Raw genomic sequence first — 24,898 nt, forward strand, 5'->3', positions numbered from 1 at the left:
GTCCCCTTTTTTTCAACCGAAGACGAACTTGCCCTTCATCATCGCGAAGTGGCCGGGGAACGAGCAGAAGAAGGTGTAGTCACCGCCCTTCTGCAGGCCCTGGGTGGAGAAGCGCACGCGCGTGGTCTCGCCACCGCCGATCACCTTGGTGTGCGCCAGCACGCGCTTGTCGGCCTTCGGCAGGTAGCTGTCGGCCAGGGTCATGCGCATGCCCGCCATCGCCACCGGCTGGTAATCGGCGGTACGGGTCAGCACCCAGTTGTGGCCCATCGCGGTGACAGCCAGCTTGCCGGTGTGGCGCAGGGTCAGGTCCACGGCGGTGCAGTCGGCGGCGACCTTGATCTCGCGGCTGCTGAAGCTCATCTGGTCGGTGCTGTCGATGCTCACCGCACACACCCGCGCCATCGCCGACGGCGCCAGCATCAGCACGCCCAGTCCCACTGCCACCATCCAAGCCTTCATCGTTGCATCTCCTGCGGATTCAAGCGCCATTCTAGGCAGCCTCCTGTGGCCGCGTCTGCGACCGTCTGTCGCACGCGCACTCCAGGGTTTCCGCGCATCCACCGCGATGGCATGCTCGGCCGATGCGGATCGATCTGTTGCTGCTGGATGTGGATGGCGTGCTGGTGCAGTACCTGCGCGCGCAGCGCGTGCTGCATCTGGCACAGGCGCTGGATGTCGCGCCGGAAACCGTGCAGGCCGCGCTGTACGACAGCGGGCTGGAAGCGGCACATGACAATGGCACGCTGGATGGCCCGGCCTATCTGGCGCAGCTGAGCAAACAGCTGGGCCGCACCGTTGATGTACACACGTGGATCGCGGCGCGACAGGCCGCCAGCCATCCACAGCCGGCCGTGCTGCAGCGGCTGCAGGCCCTGCAGCTGCCGATGGCGGTGCTGACCAACAATGGCGCACTGATGCAGCAGGCCTTGCCGACTCTGCTGCCGGAACTGTTCCCGGCCCTGCATGAGCGCGTGTTCTGCAGCGCGGAGTTCGGCCTGCGCAAACCGGCGCCCGCGGTGTTCCTGCGCACGCTGGAAGCACTGGACGTGGCACCTGCGCGCACGCTGTTCGTCGATGACCTGTTCGCCAACGTGCGCGGCGCACGCGCCGCCGGCCTGCACGCGGAAACCGTGCGCGATGGCCGTGAGCTGGGCAAGGTGTTGAAGCGTTACGCGGTGGGCTGATCGGGGCCAGAGCCCTCTCCGCAGGAGAGGGATCCGACCCCGACGCCAAGGCGTCAGCGCGCGGCGATGAACGCGGCAATTGCCGCGCGCAGGCGCTTGAGGCCTTCAGCCACTTCTTCGTCGGTGATGTTCAGCGACGGCACGAAGCGCAGCACGTCCGGGCCCGCCTGCAGGGTCAGCAGCCCCTGCCCGGCGGCGTGGTCGAGGATCACACCAGCCTGGCCGGCGAAGTCCTTGCTCAGCACCGCACCCAGCATCAGGCCGCGACCACGCACCTCGCTGAACACGCCGAACTCTTCGTTGATGCGCGCGAAACCATCGCGCAGCGCCTTCGACTGGCGGCTGACGTTGGCGGCGATCTCCGACGAGGCCAGCTTGCGCAGCGCCACGCGGGCCACCGCAGCGGCCAGCGGGTTGCCACCGAAGGTGGTGCCGTGCGCGCCAAACTGCATGGTCTCGGCCACCTTCGGGCCGGCCAGCATCGCACCGATCGGGAAGCCGCCACCCAGTGCCTTGGCCAGGGTGACCATGTCCGGCACCACGTCGTCCTGCCAGTGCGCGAACAGCGTGCCGGTGCGGCCCATGCCGGCCTGGATCTCGTCCAGCACCAGCAGCGCGTCGTGCTGGTCGCACAGTTCGCGCACGCGCTTGAGGAAGCCGGACTTGGCCGGCATCACGCCGCCCTCGCCCTGGATCGGCTCCAGCATCACCGCCGCCACGTCACCGGCGGCCATCGCGGTTTCCAGCTGCACTTCGTCGTTGAAATCGATGTAGCGGAAGCCACCCGGCAGCGGCTCGTAGCCTTCCTGGTACTTCGGCTGCGCGGTAGCGGTCACCGCGCCCATGGTGCGGCCGTGGAAGCTGCCACGGAAGGTGATGATGACGCGCTTGTCGGCCGGGCGGCCCTGGCTGGAGGCCCACTTGCGGACCATCTTGATCGCCACTTCGTTGGCTTCGGCGCCGGAGTTGCACAGGAACACCCGCTCGGCGAAGCGACTGGCCTTCACCAGTTCCTCGGCCAGGTGCAGCGGCGGTGCGCTGTAGAACACGTTGCTGGTGTGCCAGAGCTTGCCGGCCTGCTCGACCAGCGCGGCCACCAGGTCCGGATCGTTGTGGCCCAGGCCGCACACGGCGATGCCGGCAGCCAGGTCGATGAACTCACGGCCCTGGCTGTCCCATACGCGGGCGCCCTGGCCTCGCTCCAGTACCACCTGGCGGGGCTTGTAGACCGGCAGGTAATAGTGCGAAAGGGAGATCAGCGGATCGGTCGCGGCGGTCATGGCAGTCGGCAGGGTTCAGGAACGCCCATTCTCGCGCCGGAACCCCTGCGGCACAATGCGCCCATGCGACCGTTCTCCGCCCCCCAGCTCAACCCCGCCACCGAGACCGGCTGGCGCCGTCGGTGGTTCGACATCATCTACCGCCATGACACCCGCCCTTCGCGCAATTTCGACCTGATCCTGGTGGTGGCGATCGTCGCCAGCATCCTGGTGGTGATGATCGACAGCGTGCAGCACCTGCATGCCGAATGGTCCACCGGCCTGTACATCCTGGAATGGGGATTCACGATCATCTTCACCGCCGAGTACCTGCTGCGGCTGGCGGTGGTCAAGCGCCCCCTGCGGTATGCAGTGAGCATCTGGGGCATCATCGACCTGCTGTCGATCCTGCCCGCCTACCTGTCGATGTTCATCCCCGGCGCGCAGAGCCTGCTGGTGGTGCGCGCGCTGCGCATCCTGCGGGTGTTCCGCATCCTGAAGCTGACCCGCTACATCGAGGAAAGCGGCGTCCTGATGACGTCGCTGTGGCGCAGCCGGCGCAAGGTGCTGGTGTTCCTGTTCACGGTGATCACCATCACCATCATCGCCGGTGCGCTGATGTACGTGATCGAGGGCCCCGAACACGGTTTCACCAACATCCCGGCCAGCATGTACTGGGCGGTGGTGACCATGGCCACGGTCGGCTTCGGCGATATCGTGCCGCAGACCGTGCTCGGCCGCTTCGTCACCTCGGTGCTGATCCTGATCGGCTACAGCATCATCGCCGTGCCCACCGGCATCTACACCGCCGAACTGGCCAGCACCATGCGTGAAGCCGAGCAGGCCGCACGCCGCGATGCGCGTGGCTGCCCGGACTGTGGGCTGGAAGGCCATGAACCAGATGCACTGCACTGCCGCAAGTGCGGCGGCAAGCTGCCGGATGCGTTCAGTCATTGATGCGAGCGCCGGCGATGTACACCGGCGCACGCTGATCACGCCATGAGCGGGAGCACTACTGGCGGTTGCTCTGGAAAACGAGCGTGTTGTATTCCTGCATCAGCTTGCTGGCCGATCCACGGGGCGCCATCGACGGCGAATCAAGCATGCGTCGTTCGAAATCGGTGTAAGGCTCTTTCTCGCTGACGCGCTGCAGCCGCGCCTTGCCTTCCCGACGGAAGTTCTCGGCCTCACGCTCGAAGCTGTTCCAGTCCAGCTTGCCCGGTTCCTGATCAGCCACCTTCGCATGTGCTTCGTCGGAAATGCGGTTGAACGCATCCAGACGCTCGCGGGCCTTGGCCTGATCGAAATCATCCTCGCTCATCAGATCCATGATGGCCTTGGCTTCCAGCATCATCGCCAGGCGGTAGTACTCGCGCGTGCGACCCTCGGCCTGCTCCAGTGCCTTGAGCTGCTCGCGCTGGGCGGCGTCGTTCTGGCGCTCCAGCTCGGCATTGAACGTTTCGCTGGCAGCCACGAAATCCTTGAAGGCGGCCATCAGGGGCGCGTGCAGCTGCTTGCCCTTGGCGAACTGGTCGTCTTCGTAGTCCTGGCGATCGTAGTAGTCGTGCGCGTCCTTGCTGATCGGCACCAGTGCCTTCAGCGCCTGCTGGTAGTGCCCAGCAGCAGCATCGAGATCGGCCAGCACTGGCTTGGCAGCCATCGCCTCGGTCACGGGGGCATCGCACTGCTTCATGTCGTAATCGCTGATCTCGAACGGACCGTACACCTGTGTCTCGCGACCGGTCGGGCCGGCGGCGACATCCTTGATCCAGCGCGTATAGGACTCGATGCTGCCGTGGGTCTTCGAATCAAGCGCGTTGAAGCAGCCGATGTAGGCGTTGAGCTTGGCGGTCAACTGCTGCTGCGGGTCGGACGGCGCCGCGCTGGCGTCCGGCGTGCCGGATGCAGCGGCGCCGCCCGCAGCGGCGGGTGCTTTGCCACCGCAGGCGGCCAGGATCAACGACAGCGAAGCGGCCAGCGCCGCGACGGAAAGAGTGCGTGACATGTGTTCACATCCCTGTTGAAAACGATTACAGCCGCACATTCTAGCGCAGCAGGCCGAAGGTCGCAGCCCTCGGCCTCTTCCGGCGACGTACGATCAATCCAGGAACAGATCCGGCAGCAACGGACGCGATGGATCCACTGCGTAGCCCGAAAGATCGGTGATACCCGCCTGCGCCAGCACGTCATCGTCGATCAGGAACTGGCCATGGAAGCCCGCCGCTTCGCGCACCAGCACCGCATGCGCGGCATCAGCCATGATCTGCGGCGTGCGGCAGCCGGCCGCATCCACGCCCGGGATCATGTTGATCGCATCGGTGGCGATGACCGTGCGCGGCCACAGCGCATTCACCGCCACGCCCTGCGGGCCGAATTCCGCGGCCAGGCCCAGGGTAACGAAGCTCATGCCCATCTTCGCCAGCGTGTAGCCGGTATGCGGTGCCCACCACTTCGGCTCCAGGCTGGGCGGCGGTGCAAGGGTGAGGATGTGCGGATTCGGCGCCTGCAGCAGGTACGGCAGGCAGGCCTGCGCGCACAGGAAACTGCCGCGCGCATTGACCTGCTGCATCAGGTCGAAACGCTTCATCGGCGTATCCAGCGTACCGCGCAGCCAGATCGCGCTGGCGTTGTTGACCAGGATGTCGATGCCACCGAAGGTATCGACCGTGGCCGCAACCGCCGCGTGCACCTGCTCTTCCTCGCGGATGTCGCACTTCAGGGCCAGGCCCTGCCCGCCTGCCGCCGTCACCGCTTCGGCCGCGGTATGGATGGTGCCCGGCAGCTTCGGATTCGGCACCGACGACTTGGCCGCAATGGCCACGTTGGCGCCGTCGCGCGCAGCGCGCAGTGCGATGGCCAGGCCGATCCCACGCGAGGCTCCGGTGATGAAAAGCGTTTTGCCCTGCAGACTGCCCACGTTCCACACTCCAGCGTATGCAATGAGCCGCTAGTATGCCGCGCCGACGCGGAGTTCACCCGGCCTTGACGATACTCGGGCCTCCAGCCAACGCACGAGGTCCACGCCATGCGCCGTTCCCGCCTGTTGCTGCCTGCCCTGGGGCTTGCCCTGCTGACTGCCTGCCAGGGCCGTTCGCCGGAACCCGGCAAGGAGCCGCCCGCCGGTGACGCGCCCAGCGCGGAGAAGGCAGCCGCCGACGGCAAGATGCGCTGGAGCGAGGCCGTGGTCTGGGATGGCGATCTGAACGCATGCCGCCAGGGCGAGAATGCCGCCACCCGGGATTGCCTGCGCGATGCGATGCGAGCGGGGGGAGCAAGCGCCGAGGCGATCACCGCGGCCGAGCAACTGTCCAGCGCCGGGGAACTGGCGTATGTGACCGCCTGGCATGAGAACGAGGGGCTGGGCATTGCCACGGTCGAGTATCCCTTCCGGGCCAACACCAACGAAGGCACCCGCCTGGTCGACGCCAGCGGCAAGCGCATCGATGTGGATGCCGTACAGCTGGACGACACGCTGCGTGCCGACCCGGCCGTGCAGGAGCTGTTGAAGGCCAACCCGCAGGCCACGCCATTCGCGCCGGCGCAATCGGCCGGAGCGACACCGCTGGAGGGCGGCGGGATCCGCCTGCTGTACCGCACACCACTGCGCGACTGCCACGCCTGCCCGGACGTGGGCCAGCTGCAGATCGCCTATGACTTCGATGCCAAGCGCAACTTCATCGGCCAGCAGGTGGTGCCGGCGACGCCGTAATCCGGAAACGCCGCGTGTCGCCGGGCATGGCCCGGCGAGCGCAGTGTCGAATCATCGGTACGCCTGCACCTGCTTCTGCAGCAGATGCGGCACGATCAACCTGTGCACGGGCGCGACCGGCAGCATGTAGAGGCGCCCGAATGCGTTATGCGTATGCACCACCGTCACCACTTCCAGCGCATCGCCCTGCCATTGCAGGGCCAGCTGTACGCGCAGGTGGCGATCATCGTCTTCCAGCACGATGGCGTCGTCATCCAGCGACTGCAGGGTGAAGATGCCCAGCCGCTGGCCGGCAGCCGGATCGTCGGTGTCCTGCACCGCACGCAATGAGCCAAGGTGCTTCATCCCAAGCAGGCGCATGCCGTGGTTGCGCAGCGCCATCAGACCATCGAACCAACCGGGAATGCTCGCGGCCATGTCGCGATAGGCCTGCAAGGCCGAGCGCCCATCACGACGGGTGGTCGCATGGCACGCATGCACGAAATCCGCACCGGGCAGCTGAGTTCGCAGCACGCTGCCCGCGCTCGGCGGCGCGCTCATCACCTGCGATGCACTCACGGCTTCGGTCCCTGCCCCTCGTTGTCTTCCCAGTGCAGGATGCGGCGGGTGACGAAGCGGTAGACCGGCTTGCCGGTGGCGAACCACAGCTCGCGCACCCACGACGTACGCTTGAGCACGCGCTTCTCCACCGGGGTGAGTGATTCGCGGCAGTACATGCGCTTGTGCTTGAGCAGGTGGCGCAGGTCCTCGCGGGCCAGCAGCCGCATCCAGCGCGAGCGCGGGTTGCCGATCACCGCCAGCTGGAAGTCGATCAGCGCCGGTCGTCCATCTTCAGTGACCAGCCAGTTGGCTTCCTTGGCCAGGTCGTTGTGGGCCACGCCATTGCGATGCAGCTGCTGCAGCAGGCGACGCGCGGCGCGGAACCAGGCCAGATCGCCGCGCGGCGGACGCTGGTACATGGCATCGCCGGCCATGAAGCTGCGGTCGAGGTGGCGGCCATCCCAGGCCAGCAGCTGCGGCACATCGGCCATGCCATGGATATGGCGCAGCGCGCGTGCTTCGCGACGTGCAAGCCACCACGCGGGCAACCGCAGCCACAGCGGCGTGGCCCCCAGATCGCGGCGTACGAACGGGCCATCGGGCCCTTCAACCAGAAGGATCTGACCGAAACTGTCGGCCTTCAAAGCACGGTGGGGAGCGTCTGGCGTATGCGGCATGACTCCATTCTAGGCGATGGCGCCGGTTGCAAACGGTCACGAAGCGGCTGGGAACCAGTCACCTTCACGCCCCTATAATCGGGCAATGGACTCTTCATGGATCGACGCCACGCTCGCGTGGATTGCCGCTCACCCCGTGCTGGCGGGCGCCGTTATCTTCCTCATCGCCTTCTGCGATGCGGTCATCATTCTTGGCGCCATCGTGCCGGCGCTGCCACTGCTGTTCGCGGTGGGCGTGTTCATTGGCCTGGGCCAGATCTCCGGGCCGTACGCGGTGGCGGCTGCGGCATTGGGTGCGTTTGCCGGCGATGGCATCAGTTACTGGATCGGCCGCCGCTGGGGCGACCGCCTGCGCGGCGTGTGGCCGTTCAGCCGTTACCCGCAGCTGCTCGACCGCGGCGAAAACCTGTTCCGCCGCAATGCCTTCAAGAGCATCCTGGTGGCACGCTACGTCGGCGCGATCCGCCCGTTCGTGCCGGCCATCGCCGGCATGATGAAGATGCCCGCCAGCCGCTACGTGCAGGCCAGCGGCATCGCCAGCATTTCCTGGGCGGTGCTGTTCCTGGCGCCGGGCTGGATCCTCGGCGAAGCGTACGACGCGGTGGCTGCTGTGGCCGGGCGGCTGGTGGTGGTGGTCGGCCTGCTGGCGGTGATCCTTGGCCTGGTCTGGGCCATCGTGCTGTACGGCTACCGCTGGTCGGCCGCACGCATGGACAACTGGCTGGCACGCCTGCTGGACTGGTCCAACCGCCACCCGACGCTGGGCCGCTACACCGTTGGCGTGCTGGACCCGAAGCGGCGCGAATCGGTGCCGCTGGCGATGCTGGCGCTGATGCTGCTCCTGCTGGGCTGGGGCTGGTTCGCGCTGTTGACCGTGGTGGTCGCACACGGCGAGCCGCTGGCGATCGACCTGCTGGTGCACCAGGCCATGCTGGCGCTGCGCAATCCGCTGGCCGACTACCCGATGGCTGCGCTGGCGTCGCTCGGGGCCTGGCAGGTCCTGCTGCCGGCCACCGCCGCGGCGATGGGCTATCTGATCTGGCGCCGACGCTGGATGGCCGCTGCGCACTGGCTGGCGGCACTGGCCTTCGGCCTGGCGCTGACCATGCTGCTGGGCGCCACCGTGGATGTGGTGCGCCCGATCGACGCCAGCAGCGGCTTCGGCTTCCCGTCGGTGTCGGTGACCATGGCCACCATCACCTTCGGCTTCTTCGCGGTGCTGATCGCACGCGAGATGCCCGGCCGCACCCGCGTCTGGCCGTACCTGGTCTCGGGCATCGTGGTCAGCCTGATCGGCTTCTCGCGCCTGTACCTGGGCGCGCATTGGCTGAGCGACGTGATCGGCGGCATGCTGTTCGGCACGTTCTGGCTGCTGGTGCTGGGCATCGCCTATCGCCGCCGCTTCAACCGCTCGTTCTGGGTGAAGCCGGTGGCCTGGCTGTTCTACGGCGTCTTCGCCGTGGCGGCGATGTGGTACGCACCGCGCAACATCCCGGTGAAGCTGGAACGCTTCGAACCGACCCTGCCGGCCCCGCAGGCGATGGACATGCAGGCCTGGTGGCAGCACGACTGGGCCACGCTGCCGGCGCGCCGCAACGAGTTCGACGACGACCAGCGCTGGCCGCTGGACGTGCAGGTGGCCGGGCCATTGGCACCGCTGCAGGCGCAGCTGGAAGCGCGTGGCTGGAAGCGGCAGGAACAGGCCGGCTGGCAGCAGGCGCTGCTGATGCTGGACAAGAACACCGGCGCCGATGAACTGCCGGTGCTGCCGGCGACGCTGGACACCCGCGTGGAAGCACTGCTGATGGTGCGCCAGGGTGCGAAGCCGGACGAACGCTATGTGCTGCGCCTGTGGCCGGCACCCGCGCAGCTGCAGGCGGGCAACACGCCGCTGTGGCTGGGCAGTGCACAGACCCTGCGTTACGAACGCCACTTCGAGTGGATCGGCATGTGGCACCCGCTGCGTGGCGTCGACCCGGCGTTGAACGCGGTGAAGGACGCCGTGCAGGACCTGCCGCAGCGCGAGGACGTGCACAGCGAAACCGGATTGCCGGTGCTGCGGTTGAAGACCACCACGCCCTGAGGAGGCCGCCGGGCATGACCCGGCGCTGCCGCAACACGGACAGGTAGCGCCGAACCATGCCCGGCGGAGTAGATCCACGCCATGCGTGGATGACATTCCCCGCATGCACCAGCGTGTGCACCAAGGTGCACACCCACCCAAAGCAGGCTGCTACGGCATCCAGCCCAGCAACTGCTGCAACCGCTGGTGCGGGTCGTCCATCTGCAGCAGCTGCAGGCGCTGCTGCTCGCTCAGCGGCAGCAGTTCGGCCAGCCGCCAGCCAACCCAGCTGGCCTGGTCCAGCAACGCCGGATTGGCCGGCGCATAGGCCTCACCGGCCTGCTCGATGATGTGCCCCAGCACCGTGGCCAGCAGCGCATGCTGCGGCCGCAGCTCATCGTCGGGGTCTTCGTCGCACCAGCGCACGTCGGCCACCACCAGGCCGTTGTCGCGTACGCGGGTGCGCTCGACATGGAAGCGGCGGGTGCCTCGCAGGCGCAACTGCAGCACGCCGTCGGCGCCGACATCGAAGTCTTCGATGCGTACCTGCACGCCATACGCTGCCGGTGTCGCCGGGGCTCCCACTTCCTGGCCGTCGAGGATCAGGCAGACACCGAAGCCCTCGCCACTGCGGCCGCTGTCGCGGACCAGATCCAGGTACCGCCGCTCGAACACGCGCAGCCCGACCGCTGCACCCGGCACCAGCGTGGTGTGCAGCGGAAACAGCGGCAGTGACGTGTCGCTGCTCATCGGGCCTGCAGCGCGGCGAGGAAGCGACGCGGTGCGCCGTCGAAGCCCCCATTGGACATGAACACCACGTGGTCGCCGCTGCGCGCGCTGGCCTGCAGCTGCGCCAGCAGCGCGTCGGTATCGGGCACCGCGTGCGCTTCGCCGCGCACCGCGGCGATCACCGCGGCCGCATCCCAGGCCAGTTCCGGGCGATGCAGGAACACCACCTCGTCAGCCAACGCCAGCGACGGGGCCAGCGCCTGCGCGTGAGCGCCCAGCCGCATCGAATTGCTGCGCGGCTCCATCGCGACCACGATGCGCGCGTCACCCACCTTGGCACGCAAGCCTTCCAGCGTGGTGGCGATCGCGGTCGGGTGATGGGCGAAATCGTCGTAGATGGTGATGCCGTCATGGCGGCCGATCACTTCCATGCGGCGCTTGACGCTGCGGAAGCGCGCCAGCGCAGGAATCACGTCGGCCGGCGCCACGCCCACCGCATGTGCGGCAGCCAGCGCAGCCAGGCCGTTGAGCACGTTGTGGCGGCCCAGCAACGACCAGTGCACATCGCCCATTGCCTGCCCGCGGTGGTGCACGCGGAAGGCGCTGCCATCGGCGGCCAGCAGCTCGGCATGCCATTCCAGCGACGGGTCGAAGCCGAAGCGCTCGACCGGGGTCCAGCAGCCCATCGCCAGCACTTCGGCCAGATGCGGGTCCTCGCCGTTGACGATCAGTCGGCCACGCGCCGGCACCGTGCGCACCAGGTGGTGGAACTGGCGCTGGATCGCGGCCACGTCCGGGAAGATGTCGGCGTGGTCGTATTCAAGGTTGTTGAGGATGGCCACCAGCGGCCGGTAGTGCACGAACTTGCTGCGCTTGTCGAAGAACGCGGTGTCGTACTCGTCGGCCTCGACCACGAACTCGCGGCCCTGGCCCAGCCGGGCGGAGACGCCGAAATCCTCGGCGACGCCGCCGATCAGGAAACCGGGCGAACGACCGGCGCTTTCCAGCAGCCAGGTGAGGATGGTGGTGGTGGTGGTCTTGCCATGGGTACCTGCCACGGCCAGGGTGTCGCGACCCGGCAGTACCTGTTCGGACAGCCATTGCGCTCCCGAAATGTAGCGCTGGCCGCCGTCGAGCACGGCCTCAACGGCGGCATTGCCGCGCGAGAGGGCGTTGCCGATCACCACGTCATCGGTGCCGGCCGGCACGCTGTCGGCGCGGTAGCCCTGGTTCAGGGCGATGCCCAGCTGCTCGAGCTGGGTCGACATTGGCGGATAGATGGCCTGGTCGCTGCCGCTGACCGTATGGCCCAGTTCCCGCGCCAGGGCGGCCACGCCGCCCATGAAGGTGCCGGCGATTGCAAGGATATGTACGCTGCTCATGACCGAGGATTGTGACCGATGACGGCTGTATAGGGCCAATGTCCGCCCCCGGGTAAGACAAGTCCTACACGGGATGTGAGAAAACTCCAATCACCTGTCAGGGAATTCCCGATAGCGATGTTCTGTGAACCCGGACACAATTCGAACTGCCAGCCGCAGTACCCGAACCGGTCCTACTCCCCAAGAGGCCATCCCCAAGGGAGCTCATGCTGCGGGGCCCTGAGCAAGCCCTTCGCTGGCGCCTGTCAAACGACACAGGCCTGATCCTCACGGACCAGGCCTGTGTTTTTTTGCGCCCGAAGGGCCGGCAACAGGCCGGCCCCCGCCGGATCAGGCCTTGATCGCCGCCAGGATGCGGGCTTCGATCTCGTCCAGCTCACCGACGCCATCGACGCGGGCCAGGGTGCCACGGCCGGCGTAGAAGTCGACCACCGGGGCGGTCTGGTCGTTGTAGACCTGCAGGCGCTGGCGCACCGCTTCCGGCGTGTCGTCGGCGCGGCCCTGTTCCTTGGCACGACCGGCGATGCGCTCGACCAGCAGCTCGGTGGCCACGTCCAGCTGCACCACGGCATCCAGCGGCTGGCCGATCTTGGCCAGCAGGCCGTCCATCGCATTGGCCTGGGCCACATTGCGCGGGTAGCCATCAAGAATGAAGCCCTTGGCGACATCGGGCTGGGTCAGGCGCGACTCCAGCATGCCCAGCAGGATGTCGTCCGACACCAGGTTGCCGGCATCCATCACCGTCTTGGCCTGCTTGCCCAGCTCCGTGCCCGCGGCGATTTCCGCGCGCAGCATGTCACCGGTCGAAATGTGGGCGATCCCCAGCTTTTCCTTCAGGCGCGTCGCCTGTGTCCCCTTGCCCGAACCGGGCGGTCCCAACAGAACCAATCGCATTGACCTGACTCCAACGTGTTGAAAACAAAGAAGGTTCGCGTCCCGGACGGACCGGTATCGCTGCACCGCAATAGCGCCACTTTACCGCATCCGGGTAATGTCCCTGCAATGTCCTTTCCCCCGAGCAGGTAGACGCATGCGCAACGGTACTCTCCTCTACGCCCAATCCGGTGGTGTCACCGCGGTCATCAACGCCACGGCGGCGGCGGTGATCGAGCAGGCCCGGGCCAAGGGCATCAAGGTCCTGGCCGCGCGCAACGGCATCCTCGGCGCGCTGCGCGAGGAACTGATCGACACCAACAAGGAGAGCGCTGCGGCCATCCGCGCCCTCGCCCATACCCCGGGCGGCGCGTTCGGCTCCTGCCGGGTCAAGCTGAAATCGCTGGACGCCGACCGCGCCCGCTACGACCGCCTGCTGGAGGTGCTGCGCGCGCACGACGTGCGCTGGTTCCTCTACAACGGCGGCAACGACTCGGCCGATACCGCGCTGAAGGTCTCGCAGCTGGCCAAGGCCTCCGGCTACGACCTGACCTGCATCGGCGTGCCCAAGACCATCGACAACGACCTGGCAGTGACCGACACCTGCCCCGGCTTCGGCTCGGCGGCCAAGTACACCGCGGTGTCGGTACGCGAGGCAGCGCTGGACGTGGCGGCGATGGCCGAAACCTCCACCCGCGTCTTCATCTACGAAGCGATGGGCCGCCACGCCGGCTGGCTGGCCGCGGCCGCGGGCCTTGCCGGCAACGGCGATGACGAAGCGCCGCACATCATCCTGCTGCCCGAACGCGCCTATGACGAGGCGGCGTTCCTGGCCAAGGTGAAAGCGGTGGTCGAGCGCGTCGGCTACTGCGTGGTGGTGGCGTCGGAGGGCATCGCCACCGCCAATGGCCGCTTCGTCGCTGACGCTGGCGGCGGCAAGGACTCGTTCGGCCACTCGCAGCTGGGCGGCGTGGCCGCGCACCTGGCCGGCCGGGTCAAGGACCAGCTGGGCCTGAAGGTGCACTGGGCGCTGCCCGACTACCTGCAGCGCTCGGCCCGGCACCTGGCCAGCAGGACCGACTGGGAGCAGGCGCAGGCGGTCGGCAAGGCCGCCGTGCAGCTGGCGCTGAAGGGCCAGAACGGCGTGATGCCGGTGATCGTGCGCAGCAGCGATGCGCCCTACCGCTGGAAGATCGAAGCGGCGCCACTGTCGAAGATCGCCAACCATGAAAAGAAGATGCCCGCCGGCTTCATCCGCCGCGACGGCTTCGGCATCACCGCCAGGGCGCGGGCCTACCTGTCGCCGCTGATCAAGGGCGAAGCACCGCTGCCGTATGGCGCCGACGGCCTGCCGAAATACGTCACCCTGAAGAACGTGGCGGTGAAGCAGAAGCTGCCGCCGTTCGAGGGCTGACCCGAAAAAGGGGACGGAGGGGATTAAGTCGCATACGCCCCTCTGTCATCTCCAACAGCGTCAGCAGTGGGTCGGATACGACTTAATCCCCTCCGTCCCCTTTTAATGGAGGAACACCATGGCACTGCGTGTTGTTCGACTCGGTACGCCGCGCGTGTCTGGCGAGGGCCTGCGCATCGGCACCGTGCGGCGGCCGCCGCGCGGCGTTCCGCGCAGCGAGTTCGCCCGACAGGACTGGTACGACGTCTGGTTCCCGACCCTGGCACCCAGCGCGGAACTGGTGAAGCGGGCGCATGAGGCGACGACGGCCGCCGACTGGACCGCGTTCTTCCGCCACTACAAGGCCGAGATGAAAGCGCCGGATGCCGCCCATGCACTGGACCTGCTTGCCGCACTGTCGCAGCACAGCGACATCAGCGTGGGGTGCTACTGCGAGGATGAGGCGCACTGCCATCGCAGGGCTTTGCGCGAGCTGCTGGTGGCGCGCGGGGCGACGCTGGCGGAGTGATGATTGCAGGGTTGCCGGCCAGCGGCCGGCACTACCCGTGGATGACCGCTTGGGTACACCGCCCAGGCAATTTCAGTTGCAGGCCTTGCCTTCCATCTGCAGCTGCGCGGCGAACATCGTCACCTGCGGAATCTGGCCGGCAGCGGCCTGCTTCTTCGCTTCCTCCAGATAGATGCGCGACTGGCCCTGACCGTCCAGCTCGACCTTGTTGGTCGACGGCAGGCGCCACACGCGCACCACGGCCTGCTGTGCCGGGCATGCGGCGCTGGGCACGCGGATCACATCATTGAGCTTCCAGCCCTTGTCGGCACTTGGCTGCGCCTTGGCGTAGTCGACGAAGCGCGCGCGCGGCTGGCACTGCTCACTGGTACGCACCGCAGAGAAGCGGTACGGCTCGGCCGCCTGCCCGGTGAAGGCGCCTTCCAGGCGCGCACAGGCCTCGGGGATCTGCCGCAGCGTATGCACCGCGCCTACCGCCTGCGGAGCGCCCACGGCGCGCTGTAGCTCCGGGGTTTCCGCGGCGAGTGCTGGTACGGCCGGGACCAGGGCGGCAAGCATCAACAGGGACAGGCGCATGGGAGATCTCCTACAGGACTGAGCGCAGGCTTGCAGAGCCTGGCTTAACGGGGTGCAAAGGCCGGTGGCTCTCGAATCAAGCCCATTGACTGGCGGCATGCGCTGCGGCTCGCAGAAGCCAGTCGAGCACGGCTCGACTCTACAGTGCGCGGCACGCATACTGCGGGCACCAGGGAATGCTGAACACCGCCATACGTCGGACGACCGCCAAGGTCGGTACGGGTTGGTTCCAGGCTGCAGCCCGTCGTCCCCCTCGTGGTGCCGTTCATCGCCACTGGATGCCTACATCCATTCTGCGGAGGGGTCTAATGCTGGAACGTCACGGGCTGTCACTGGCGCTGGGCTGCGCCATTCTCGCGATCCTGTTCGGAATCGTCTCGGCGCGCTGGATCCTGCGCCAACCCACCGGCAATGAACGCATGATCGCGATCGCCACGGCGATCCAGGAAGGTGCGCGTGCCTATCTCAACCGCCAGTACCTGACCATCGGCGTGGCCGGTGTGGTGCTGTTCGTGCTGGTCGGTGTGTTCCTCAGCTGGTACACCGCGATCGGCTTCGCGGTCGGCGCGGTACTGTCCGGCGCGGCCGGCTACATCGGCATGAACGTGTCGGTACGCGCCAACGTGCGCACCGCCGAAGCTGCACGCCACGGCATCAGCGCCGCAATGGACGTCGCCTTCCGCGGCGGCGCCATCACCGGCATGCTGGTGGTCGGCCTCGGCCTGCTGGGCGTGGCCGGCTACTACGCGCTGCTGCTGCGCATGGGCTTGCCGATGGAACAGGCGCTGCACGCGCTGGTCGGCCTGGCCTTCGGCTCGTCGCTGATCTCGATCTTCGCGCGGCTGGGCGGTGGCATCTTCACCAAGGGTGCCGACGTCGGCGCCGATCTGGTCGGCAAGGTGGAAGCCGGCATTCCCGAGGACGACCCGCGCAACCCGGCGGTGATCGCCGACAACGTGGGTGACAACGTGGGCGACTGCGCCGGCATGGCCGCCGATCTGTTCGAGACCTACGCGGTGACCGTCATCGCAACAATGCTGCTGGGCAGCCTGATGCTGGCCGAAGCCGGAGCCAATGCGGTGCTGTATCCGCTGGTGCTGGGCGGCGTATCGATCATCGCCTCGATCATCGGCGCGCTGTTCGTGAAAGTGAAGCCTGGCGGCTCGATCATGGGCGCGCTGTACAAGGGCGTGATCGTCTCCGGCGTGCTGGCCGCCATCGCCTTCTACCCGATCACTACCGGCCTGATGGGTGACAACGTGCACGGGCCGATGGCCCTGTACGGTTGCGCGTTGATCGGCCTGGTCCTGACCGGGCTGATCGTGTGGATCACCGAGTACTACACCGGCACCCAGTACAAGCCGGTGCAGCACGTGGCGCAGGCCTCGACCACCGGCCATGGCACCAACATCATCGCCGGCCTCGGCATCTCGATGAAGTCCACCGCGCTGCCGGTGGTGGCCGTGTGTGCGGCGATCTGGGGCGCGTTCGCGCTGGGCGGGCTGTACGGCATCGCCATCGCCGCCACCGCGATGCTGTCGATGGCCGGCATGATCGTCGCTCTCGATGCCTACGGGCCGATCACCGACAACGCCGGTGGGATTGCCGAGATGGCCGAGCTGCCCTCGGAGATCCGCGACATCACCGATCCACTGGATGCGGTTGGCAACACCACCAAGGCGGTGACCAAGGGCTATGCGATCGGTTCGGCCGCACTGGCCGCATTGGTGCTGTTCGCGGACTACACGCACAACCTGCAGGCTGCACATCCCGGGCAGGAATTCCGCTTCGACCTCAGCGACCACACGGTGATCATCGGCCTGCTGATCGGCGGCCTGATTCCCTACCTGTTCGGTGCGATGGCGATGGAAGCGGTCGGCCGCGCGGCGGGTGCGGTGGTGGAGGAAGTACGTCGCCAGTTCCGCGAGATCCCCGGCATCATGCAGGGCACCGGCAAGCCGCAGTACGACAAGGCGGTGGACATGCTGACCCGCTCGGCGATCCGCGAAATGATCGTGCCCTCGCTGCTGCCGGTGGCGGTGCCGGTGGTGGTCGGCCTGCTGCTGGGGCCACGCGCACTGGGTGGCCTGCTGATCGGCACGATCGTGACCGGCCTGTTCGTGGCCATTTCGATGACCACCGGCGGTGGCGCCTGGGACAACGCCAAGAAGTACATCGAAGATGGCCACTTCGGCGGCAAGGGCAGCGAGGCGCACAAGGCTGCGGTGACCGGCGATACCGTCGGTGACCCGTACAAGGACACGGCCGGCCCGGCGATCAATCCGCTGATCAAGATCATCAACATCGTCGCGCTGCTGCTGGTGCCGTTGCTGTAGATCCACGCCATGCGTGGATGACGGCCTCGATGGGGTCAGAGCCCTTTCCCAGAAAAGGGATCCGACCCCACCGTCAATCACCGCCCGCGCAGGAAGAACGACACCGGCACCATCACGTCCACCGGGTCGCCGGCCACTTCGGCCGGCGGCGCCGGTACCGGGCTGGCGCGCTGCACGGTGTCCAGCGTCTCCTGGTCAAGCAGCGCGAAGCCACTGCTGCGGCCCAGCTTCAACCCCGAGACCGCGCCATCGCGGGCCACGGCAAAGCGCACGTAGACCACGCCCTGCTGGCGCAGCCGCTCGGCCTGGCGCGGATAGCGGCGATGCTTCTGCAGGTGCCCCAGCAAGCGACCTTCCCAGCTTGCCTCGGCGCGACTGCGCTCACCCGCCGTGGTCTGCGGTGCGGTGTAGCGCGCGGCGGCGTCAGCGGCCACCTGTGGCGGTGCGCTGGTCTGCGCGACATTGGCGTCGGCGACATCCGGCGAGGGCGTCGGCTCCGGTGTACGCGGCGGTGGCAGGTCACCCTGCGGCTGCACCGGCGCCTTCGGTTGCTCGCGCAGGGCCGGCTTCGGCGCCTGCCGCTGCTGTTGCTGCTGCAGTGGACCGGTGGCGACCTCGCGCGGCGGCACCGGCGGTGCCTGCACCATCGGTGCCAGTTCCAGCATCAGCGCGGCGGGCGGCGCCGTCGCAGCCAGTACCGGTGCGCGCGTCGCCCACCAGCAGGCCGCGCCGATCAGCAGCGCGTGCACCAGCAGCACGATCGCCAGGCTGGTCGCCCAGCGTCGCAATCCGCTCATCGCGCGCCCTGCTCCAGTCCAACCAGTGCCACCTTCAAGTAGCCTGCGCCACGCAGCGCGTCCAGCGTCGCCATCAGTTCACCGTAAGGCACGCGGGTATCGGCACGCAGGAAGATGCGCTGCGCGGTGTCGCCGTGGGTGGCCGCCTGCAATGCAGCCGCCAGCCCGTCACGCGCCACCGCCTGCTCGCCCACGCGCAGCGACAGATCGGCCTGCACGGTCACATACACCGGCGCCTGTTCGGGCGGCGTGGCACTGGCGCTGCTGGCCGGCAGCTGCACCGGCACTGATACGGTAGCCAGCGGTGCGGCTAGCATGAAGATGATCAACAGCACCAGCATCACGTCGATGAAGGGCGTGACGTTGATCTCGTGTGCTTCTTCCGGTGCGTCGTCGCGGTCGGACGCGGTCCTGATCGCCATCGGCGCGCCTCAGTGCACCGCGCGCAGCGGTGCCGCTGCGGTACGCGGCACGGCACGATCAAGATCGCGCGAGACCAGCTGCTGCACGGCCGCCGACAGATCGCCGAGCAGGCCCCGCAGGCCGGCCAGCACGCGGCTGAAATGGTTGTAGACCAGTACCGCGGGAATCGCCGCGACCAGGCCGAGTGCGGTCGCCAGCAGGGCCTCGGCGATGCCGGGCGCAACCACCGCCAGGTTGGTGGTGTTGCTGTGTGCGATGCCGATGAAACTGTTCATGATGCCCCACACCGTGCCGAACAGGCCGACGAAGGGCGCCACCGCGCCGATGCTGGCGAGCACACCGATGCCGCGCCGCTGCACGCGCGCGGTCTCCAGTTCGATGCGGTCCAGGCGCGAGGCGATGCGCTCCTTGATGCCGTCGCGACTATCCAGATCCTGCGACAGACGCAGTTCGGTGCGGGCGGCGTCCAGCATCGCCAGCGCGATGCCCTGCTGCAGACTTGCCTCTTCGCTCTGCGGCGGCAGCTGTGCGGACTGCAGCAACAGCGCGCGCGCCGCGCGCAGCTGCCGGGCCTGGCGGGCCAGCTCCCAGCCCTTGGCCAGCAGCACGGTCCAGGTGGCCAGCGACGCCAGTGCCAGCGCGATCATCACGGCCTTCACCACCACGTCGGCGGCCAGGTACATGCCCCATGGGGTCAATGCGGGGGCGGCCACGGGGGCCAGGTCAGCAGGCAGCATCGTCTCGGTTTCCATCAGCATCAGGGGTCGCTGCGCGACGACGGGCCGCGCGCGGATCATTGGCGTCGTCCACTTCCACGACCGGATGGGACTCCAGCCGGGGGGCCGGTCGGCTCAGCACGTAGCCGGCGCTGACCGCGAAGAACAGGCCCACGCCCAACAGCAGGCGCCAGGACGGGTGCGCGCCCCAGCAGAACAGGGCAAAGCCCAGCGCCATGCCGGCACTGGCAAACGCCTTGCCCTTGCGCGATACCGCGCCCTGCTCGCGCCACAACCGCAGCGACGGGCCGTAGCGCGGATGCGCCAACAGGCGCTGCTCGAACTTCGGCGAGCTGCGCGCGAAGCAGCCCACGGCCAGGATCAGGAAGATGGTGGTCGGCATCACCGGCAGCAACGCGCCGATCACCCCGAGCCCGACCATCAGCCAGCCCAGCGCGAACCAGAGCCAGCGCATCAGCGCTGCACCTGTGGGCGTGCGCCGTGCATCAGGCGAATTCCACTTCGACGTGGCCGTGCACGCTGCGGAACGCGGCGTCGGCCGCATCGATTACCTGCTGCTCCTGCTCGGCACTCAGCGGTACCGCGTCCAGCGCCGCGGTGAACTCACGCCAGTGGCGCGCCGCGCCATCCGGATGCGCGGCCAGGTGGCGGGCGCCAAAATCACGGTCCAGGCCGAGCTTGGCAGCCATCTTGTACAGAATGGTGCCGCCCAGGTTGGAGCCTTCAGCCACGTACAGCCACCCCAACGCGGCGGGCAGTTCCAGATCGGACGGCAACGCCGCGATGTCAGCCCCCGGCAGGGTCTGCTCCAGGTCCTGCAGGTCGCGCGCGACCTGGGTCAGGCGGCGGCGCTCGCCCAGCTCCGGCAGCAGTGCGTCCAGCGCAGGGTTGGCATACAGCGCATCGATGCTGCGGTGGAAGCGATACTGCACGCGCAGGAAACGGGCGAAATTGCTGCGGTCGGCGAAGATGTCGCCGGCCATGATGCGCTTGTCCAGGGCACCGTGGCTGTCGCGGGTGGCGGCCTTGAGCCGCAGGCTGCGGCTTTCTTCAGGGGCGATGTGTGCGTTCATGGGGGAATGCCAAGGGGGTCGTCGTGCTGTAGACGTCTGCCACGGGGCTTTCCCCAAGGCCGTCTACACCGATAATGGGCCATCCCCTTGTCCATCCGGAACCGACGATGATCACCACCGAACCGCGCATGACCAACCTGTTCCTCCAACTGGGCCTGGACGCCAGCGCCGAGGGCATCGCCCGCTTCATCCGCGAGCACCAGCTGGCCACCGATGTCGAAGTGGTCGAAGCACCGTACTGGAACGATGCCCAGCGCCAGTTCCTGTCCGAATCACTGCAGGCCGATGCGGCATGGACCACGGTGGTGGATGAGCTGAACGAGTCGCTGCACGAAGATGCGGTGAAGGCTTCGAGCGGGCTGTAAATAGACGCCGGGCATGGCCCGGCGCTGTCGATTGCTCGGCAGAAGCGGTGCGGACCAAGGTCCGCGCCCACCGAGGGCGGTTGGGGCTCGCTGGGGTCAGAGCCCTTTCCGCAGGAAAGGGATCCGACCCCACCACTCATCCGCGACCGATCAGTACTTCCAGGTCAACGCCAGCCGCGCGGTGCGGCCCGGGGCCGGCATCACGCCCAGGGCAAGCGGGTCCAGGTAGTAGCGGTCGGTCAGGTTGTCCACGCCGGCTTCCACCGACAGCTGGTCGTTGAAGCTCCAGCTGGCGAACAGGTCCACCAGCGTGGTTGGCCGGTACAGCTGCTGGATCGCCGACAGGCCCACGTTCCAGTCCTTGTCCAGCTTGCTGATCGGGCCGGCGTTGTGGACCACGCGGGTGCCGAAGGTCAGGCGCTCGTCGAACAGGCGCGAGCCCAGGGTCAGGTTGACCATGTAGCGCGGTGGGTTCTGGGTATTGGTGTACGAGCCCTCGAAGCCGCCGTCCACGCAGTCGGGCGTGTTGGCCAGCTCGCCGTTCCTGCGCTGCGCCCCATAGGCACGGCGCTCGGCGGCGATGTCCGGCGCGCAGGTCTTGGCCTTGAAGTAATAGTGCGCGGACAGATCGGCAAATACCTTGCCGCTGTCATAGCTGGACTGGAACTCCATGCCGGAGACCTTGAACTGGTCGACATTGCGGATCAGGCCCGCCGACAGCGTGCGGTAGTCACGGGTGATCAGGTCGTCAATGCGGGTATCGAAGTACGCCAGCTTCAGCGCCAGGCGGTCACCGGCGGTGAACAGGTCGTAGCGGAGGGTGCTGGCACCGATTTCCCAGCTGCGCGCACGCTCCGGCTTCAACTCGCCCACCGGCTTGGCAGCGGTGAACAGGCCCAGCGTGGTCTCGAACAGGCTCGGCAGCTTGGTGCCTTCGGCGTACTTCACGTAGACCATGATGTCTTCGCTGAAGCGGTAGGCCACGCTGGCGGTCGGCGAGAACGCGGTGTCACGACGGCGGATCGGCTGCGACCAGGTCCAGCTGACCGGCACTTCCAGGTCCTGCGCCTTGCCGGCGTCGTAGAAGTTCCAGCCACCGATGTCGCCCACCGTGCCCTTCTTGTACGGTGAGGCCAGCAGCGATTCCTGGGTGAAGTTGCCGTTGGCATCCGGATACCAGTTCAGCAGCGCGATGCGCTTGGCCCGCCACGACGGCAGCGCCGGGTTGCCATTGAGCAGTTCGGTGTAGCGGTACTGGCCCTGCACCTCATAGGCATCGGGCGTGGCCAAGCGGTTGCGGTCATGCACATCCACGCGGTTCCAGCGGCCGCCGGCCAGCAGTTCCCAGTGCTCATCGGGCTGCCACTTCAGCGAGGCCACGGCGCTGTATTCCTTGCGCTCGGCGTTGCGCAGGAAACGGTTGTTGATCAGGTCATCGTGCATGACCGGGCCCGAGCTGCCCGGTGCGATGTCTTCGTCACTGTAGGACAGGCCGTAGTCGAGGGTGAACGCGCCAGCACGTGTGTCGAACTTCGAGGTGTTGCTGGCATCCAGTCCGAAGCGCTTCTGTCGCAGCGGATTGCGGTAGGCATCCTTATAGCCGGGGTCGCCACTGAAGCTGGGCGCGTCGTACCACTCGGTGCGGCGATCGAAGTACCAGGGGGTGATGCCGGTCAGGCTGTTGTACATCACGCTGTCGGTGTCGGTGTACGCGGCGTTGACGCGCAGGTCGACCAGCTCGCTGTCCGGGTTGAAGCGATAGCGCAGGGTGTAGCTGTCCATGTCGACGTGGCCCGGATCCCATTGCGGAATGCGGTCGCGATCGACGCGGATGATCTGCGAGGCCATGATCTCGCCGGCGGTGCCTTCGTAGCGGCGGTAGCCCGCTTCCAGGGTCTGTGCATCGTCGATACGCCAGGTGCCCTTGAGCAGCGCCGACTTCGAGCGCGACGAGGTGTTGAACACTTCGGTACGCGGCGGATTCAGCGGTGCCAGCGTGCGACGGGTCTGTGGGAAATCATCGTAACCGTGCTTGCCGGAGAAGTAGTTGCCATTGTCGCGGTAGGCGTAGGCGGCGACCAGATCGAAGCGATCCCAGTGTCCCGCAGCGGCCACGTTGAAGAACTGGCTGCCGGTGGCGCTGCGATCGTTGCGCGGCGCGGCACTGTAGGAAGGCAGGTTGTTGGCGCTGTTGTTGGCCAGGCCGCCACGCACGCGCACGCCGAAGTCGCGCTCTTCGCGCAGCACGTCGCCGATCTTCAGCGTCTCCATCTCGACCACGCCGCCGATGCCGCCAGAGGCGTTGGCCTGCAGGCTCGGGCCCTTGGTGATGGTCAGGCTGGAGATCAGGTCCGGGTCGAGGTAGGTACGCTGCGATTGACCGGCATAGCCACGGTAGGTATCCATGCTGGACTGGCCACCGTCGATGATCACCGGCACGCGGCCCTGGCCCTGGATGCCGCGGATGTTGACGTCGAAGCCATTGCCAACGCGTGGGTCACCGGCAGTGACGCCGGCCACGCCCTTGACGATGTCGCCGTTGGACGTACCGCGGAAACGCTCCAGGTGCGTGCGGTTGAGCGTGGTGGTGGAACCGACGCTGCGATAGCTGTCGAGCAGGCGCGCCTCGTCGCTGGTCGCGCCACTGTCGACGCGGTCGCCGGCCACGCTGAGCGTGTCGGTGACGATCACGCCGCTGTCGACCTGCGCCGGCGTTGCCGCTTCCAGCGTGACTGCATCTGCGCTGACCCGGCGCACCGCCAGGCCACTGCCCTGCAGCAGCTGCTGCAGCGCCTCGTTGGCCGGCAGGCTGCCATTGACCGCACGCGAGCTCACCCCGTGGGCCGGGATGGCCGGATACACGACCTGCACGCCGGACTGGCGCATGTAGCTGCGCAGCGCATCGTCCAGGGGCTGCGCTGGAATGTCGAAGCGCTGTACGGCGGCGTGATCGCCACGGGCGTTCTGTGCCAGCACGGATGGCGTGGCACTGGCCAGGCCGGCAGCCAGCAATGCAATGCACAGGCGGGACGGGCGCGGCGCGCGGCCCGGACGGTGGGAGTCGAACATGGGGAACCTGTCAGGTAATCGGTGCCGCAGGCGCGGCGTCATCCGCAACACAGGCGGACACGGCGACGTACGTGGCGGCGGCGGGTACGTTCGCGGGGTAAGACGGCTGGGCGCGCGGCAACCCCAAGGGCGATTTGCGGTCGCGGTGGGTGCCGACCGTTGGCCGGCACATCGGGAACATCATCCACGCATGGCGTGGATCTACTGATGGATGATGGCGACGCCGAGCGGCAGGCGGGTGACCTGCAGACCTGCCGTCGCCGCCAACGCGTCCAGCGCCTGTTCCGGGCGATCGATGCGCAGCGCCGCACTGATCGCCGGCAGTCGCGACAGATCACCGCGCACGAACGTCGGGCCGGCACGATAGCGCCCCACCCATTGCACGGCGTCGGCGACGCTGGCCTGCTCCAGCAGCAGCTCGCCCTGGCGCCATGCACCCACGCTGTCGGCCGCCACATCCTGCAGGCGCGTCACGCCGCTGCGCTCGCCATAGACGGCGCGCTGGCCCACCTGCAGGTAGGTCCAGCCACCGTCGGCCGGGCTGGCCACACGCACCCTGCCTTGCCCGACCTGGGTTTCCACCCGGTCATCGCCACGCGCGACGGTGAACGCGGTCGAGATGTCCTCAACCACGCCATTGCCGGCACGCACGCTGAAACGCCGCTGCGCATCCGGGCTGACCTCGAACCAGACGCGCCCGCGCAGCAGCTCGACCTCGCGTGCGTGCGCATCGAAGCGCACGGCGATCGCGCTGTCCGCATCCAGCACTGCGCGGCTGCCATCGGGCAGCGTTACGTTCTGCACGACGTGCGAGCTGCAATGGTCGGCCTGCAGCCGCAACCAGGCCTCCGGCCATGCCACCAGCATCGCCAGCACAGCTGCAGCGGCCATCGCCCAGCGCATTCGATGCGGGCGGCGGCGTTCGGCACACCGGGCCAGCGGGCGTGGCCCGACACTGCGCCACAGCGTGCGCTCGTGCTCGAAGGCCCGGCGGTGCCCCGGCTCTGCCAGCCAGCGCTCGAACTCGTGCATGCGTCCCTCGCCGATGTCACCCGAGGCCAGCCACGCAATCCAGCCCCGGGCCTGTTCGGCCAGGGCATCGTCATTGGCGGCGGGCAGCGTGTTCGGCGGGCTCATCGGCTGGCGGACAGGCGCATTCAAGCGCGGGCGGGGGAACTAGAC

General features: G+C 67.7%; 25 protein-coding genes. 8 read left to right on the top strand and 17 right to left on the bottom strand.

Going from position 1 to position 24,898, the window contains the following annotated elements; translation table 11 throughout:
- Window positions 1-12: 12 nt before the first annotated feature.
- Complete coding sequence (azu, locus tag AC5P6S_RS03230) at window positions 13-462, bottom strand: azurin (RefSeq protein WP_049395433.1); 450 nt, start codon at window positions 460-462, stop codon at window positions 13-15.
- 122 nt (window positions 463-584) lie between these two features.
- On the opposite strand from azu, the gene AC5P6S_RS03235 reads away from it, so the two are divergent.
- Complete coding sequence (locus AC5P6S_RS03235) at window positions 585-1,187, top strand: HAD-IA family hydrolase (protein WP_049395435.1); 603 nt, start codon at window positions 585-587, stop codon at window positions 1,185-1,187.
- A gap of 53 nt (window positions 1,188-1,240) precedes the next feature.
- Here AC5P6S_RS03235 and AC5P6S_RS03240 read toward each other — a convergent pair whose 3' ends face one another.
- Window positions 1,241-2,467: an acetylornithine transaminase gene (locus AC5P6S_RS03240; RefSeq protein ID WP_049395436.1), complete on the bottom strand. Its 1,227-nt coding sequence runs from the start codon at window positions 2,465-2,467 to the stop codon at window positions 1,241-1,243.
- 63 nt (window positions 2,468-2,530) lie between these two features.
- On the opposite strand from AC5P6S_RS03240, the gene AC5P6S_RS03245 reads away from it, so the two are divergent.
- Complete coding sequence (locus AC5P6S_RS03245; RefSeq protein ID WP_005410911.1) at window positions 2,531-3,403, top strand: ion transporter; 873 nt, start codon at window positions 2,531-2,533, stop codon at window positions 3,401-3,403.
- Between the two features lie 55 nt (window positions 3,404-3,458).
- Here AC5P6S_RS03245 and AC5P6S_RS03250 read toward each other — a convergent pair whose 3' ends face one another.
- The gene (locus AC5P6S_RS03250; RefSeq protein ID WP_044570820.1) at window positions 3,459-4,451 is read right to left on the bottom strand and encodes a YiiG family protein; all 993 of its coding nucleotides are present in this window, start codon (window positions 4,449-4,451) and stop codon (window positions 3,459-3,461) included.
- 93 nt (window positions 4,452-4,544) lie between these two features.
- On the bottom strand, window positions 4,545-5,363 hold the full coding sequence (locus tag AC5P6S_RS03255; RefSeq protein WP_005410913.1) for an SDR family oxidoreductase: 819 nt from the start codon (window positions 5,361-5,363) through the stop codon (window positions 4,545-4,547).
- Between the two features lie 108 nt (window positions 5,364-5,471).
- Here AC5P6S_RS03255 and AC5P6S_RS03260 point away from each other — a divergent pair, with 108 nt between their 5' ends.
- Complete coding sequence (locus AC5P6S_RS03260; protein ID WP_005414380.1) at window positions 5,472-6,155, top strand: hypothetical protein; 684 nt, start codon at window positions 5,472-5,474, stop codon at window positions 6,153-6,155.
- 51 nt (window positions 6,156-6,206) lie between these two features.
- Here AC5P6S_RS03260 and AC5P6S_RS03265 read toward each other — a convergent pair whose 3' ends face one another.
- Together AC5P6S_RS03265 and AC5P6S_RS03270 are read right to left on the bottom strand one after the other, a co-directional pair.
- A complete protein-coding gene (locus tag AC5P6S_RS03265) occupies window positions 6,207-6,695 on the bottom strand; it encodes a DUF2867 domain-containing protein (RefSeq protein ID WP_012481179.1) in 489 nt (162 codons plus the stop codon).
- A 14-nt stretch (window positions 6,696-6,709) separates the two neighbouring features.
- On the bottom strand, window positions 6,710-7,372 hold the full coding sequence (locus AC5P6S_RS03270) for a serine/threonine-protein kinase (protein WP_012481180.1): 663 nt from the start codon (window positions 7,370-7,372) through the stop codon (window positions 6,710-6,712).
- A gap of 85 nt (window positions 7,373-7,457) precedes the next feature.
- Between AC5P6S_RS03270 and AC5P6S_RS03275 the strand changes: the two genes are divergently transcribed.
- A complete protein-coding gene (locus AC5P6S_RS03275; protein ID WP_012481181.1) occupies window positions 7,458-9,455 on the top strand; it encodes a bifunctional DedA family/phosphatase PAP2 family protein in 1,998 nt (665 codons plus the stop codon).
- Between the two features lie 150 nt (window positions 9,456-9,605).
- On the opposite strand, the gene AC5P6S_RS03280 is transcribed toward AC5P6S_RS03275, so the two are convergent.
- From AC5P6S_RS03280 to AC5P6S_RS03290, 3 genes are all read right to left on the bottom strand, one after another.
- Entirely contained in the window at window positions 9,606-10,184 is a 579-nt protein-coding gene (locus AC5P6S_RS03280) for an LON peptidase substrate-binding domain-containing protein (protein WP_012481182.1), read from the bottom strand.
- Complete coding sequence (gene mpl, locus AC5P6S_RS03285; protein ID WP_495204472.1) at window positions 10,181-11,545, bottom strand: UDP-N-acetylmuramate:L-alanyl-gamma-D-glutamyl-meso-diaminopimelate ligase; 1,365 nt, start codon at window positions 11,543-11,545, stop codon at window positions 10,181-10,183. Before mpl ends, AC5P6S_RS03280 begins: the two co-directional genes overlap by 4 nt.
- Window positions 11,546-11,875: 330 nt before the next feature.
- Window positions 11,876-12,439, bottom strand: a complete 564-nt coding sequence (locus tag AC5P6S_RS03290; protein WP_005410920.1) for an adenylate kinase — start codon at window positions 12,437-12,439, stop codon at window positions 11,876-11,878.
- 136 nt (window positions 12,440-12,575) lie between these two features.
- Between AC5P6S_RS03290 and AC5P6S_RS03295 the strand changes: the two genes are divergently transcribed.
- Window positions 12,576-13,832: a 6-phosphofructokinase gene (locus AC5P6S_RS03295; RefSeq protein WP_495204473.1), complete on the top strand. Its 1,257-nt coding sequence runs from the start codon at window positions 12,576-12,578 to the stop codon at window positions 13,830-13,832.
- Between the two features lie 118 nt (window positions 13,833-13,950).
- Complete coding sequence (locus AC5P6S_RS03300; protein WP_100438086.1) at window positions 13,951-14,340, top strand: DUF488 domain-containing protein; 390 nt, start codon at window positions 13,951-13,953, stop codon at window positions 14,338-14,340.
- Between the two features lie 72 nt (window positions 14,341-14,412).
- Here the strand turns inward: AC5P6S_RS03300 and AC5P6S_RS03305 are convergent, their stop codons facing one another.
- The gene (locus tag AC5P6S_RS03305; protein WP_005410923.1) at window positions 14,413-14,916 is read right to left on the bottom strand and encodes a hypothetical protein; all 504 of its coding nucleotides are present in this window, start codon (window positions 14,914-14,916) and stop codon (window positions 14,413-14,415) included.
- A 308-nt stretch (window positions 14,917-15,224) separates the two neighbouring features.
- Here AC5P6S_RS03305 and AC5P6S_RS03310 point away from each other — a divergent pair, with 308 nt between their 5' ends.
- Window positions 15,225-17,252, top strand: a complete 2,028-nt coding sequence (locus AC5P6S_RS03310; RefSeq protein ID WP_005410924.1) for a sodium-translocating pyrophosphatase — start codon at window positions 15,225-15,227, stop codon at window positions 17,250-17,252.
- 77 nt (window positions 17,253-17,329) lie between these two features.
- On the opposite strand, the gene AC5P6S_RS03315 is transcribed toward AC5P6S_RS03310, so the two are convergent.
- From AC5P6S_RS03315 to AC5P6S_RS03335, 5 genes are read right to left on the bottom strand one after another with little or no spacing between them, the layout of a single operon-like run.
- On the bottom strand, window positions 17,330-18,049 hold the full coding sequence (locus tag AC5P6S_RS03315; protein WP_049396197.1) for an energy transducer TonB: 720 nt from the start codon (window positions 18,047-18,049) through the stop codon (window positions 17,330-17,332).
- On the bottom strand, window positions 18,046-18,471 hold the full coding sequence (gene exbD, locus AC5P6S_RS03320; protein WP_057497603.1) for a TonB system transport protein ExbD: 426 nt from the start codon (window positions 18,469-18,471) through the stop codon (window positions 18,046-18,048). The genes AC5P6S_RS03315 and exbD overlap by 4 nt, the downstream gene beginning before the upstream one ends.
- Before the next feature lie 9 nt (window positions 18,472-18,480).
- Window positions 18,481-19,209, bottom strand: coding sequence for a tonB-system energizer ExbB (exbB, locus tag AC5P6S_RS03325; protein ID WP_049396214.1), 729 nt, complete (start codon window positions 19,207-19,209; stop codon window positions 18,481-18,483).
- Window positions 19,196-19,663: a YbaN family protein gene (locus AC5P6S_RS03330; RefSeq protein ID WP_043034067.1), complete on the bottom strand. Its 468-nt coding sequence runs from the start codon at window positions 19,661-19,663 to the stop codon at window positions 19,196-19,198. The genes exbB and AC5P6S_RS03330 overlap by 14 nt, the downstream gene beginning before the upstream one ends.
- Window positions 19,664-19,694: 31 nt before the next feature.
- Window positions 19,695-20,282, bottom strand: a complete 588-nt coding sequence (locus tag AC5P6S_RS03335; protein ID WP_241879931.1) for a biliverdin-producing heme oxygenase — start codon at window positions 20,280-20,282, stop codon at window positions 19,695-19,697.
- 107 nt (window positions 20,283-20,389) lie between these two features.
- Between AC5P6S_RS03335 and AC5P6S_RS03340 the strand changes: the two genes are divergently transcribed.
- Window positions 20,390-20,647 (top strand): DUF2789 domain-containing protein, encoded by a 258-nt coding sequence (locus AC5P6S_RS03340; protein WP_005410930.1) that lies wholly within the window; start codon window positions 20,390-20,392, stop codon window positions 20,645-20,647.
- 150 nt (window positions 20,648-20,797) lie between these two features.
- Here the strand turns inward: AC5P6S_RS03340 and AC5P6S_RS03345 are convergent, their stop codons facing one another.
- Together AC5P6S_RS03345 and AC5P6S_RS03350 are read right to left on the bottom strand one after the other, a co-directional pair.
- Window positions 20,798-23,716, bottom strand: a complete 2,919-nt coding sequence (locus tag AC5P6S_RS03345; protein WP_099472583.1) for a TonB-dependent receptor — start codon at window positions 23,714-23,716, stop codon at window positions 20,798-20,800.
- 201 nt (window positions 23,717-23,917) lie between these two features.
- The gene (locus AC5P6S_RS03350) at window positions 23,918-24,853 is read right to left on the bottom strand and encodes a FecR family protein (protein WP_049396200.1); all 936 of its coding nucleotides are present in this window, start codon (window positions 24,851-24,853) and stop codon (window positions 23,918-23,920) included.
- Window positions 24,854-24,898: the final 45 nt, after the last annotated feature.

Source organism: Stenotrophomonas sp. YJH_SMC_119 (genome assembly GCF_059368315.1).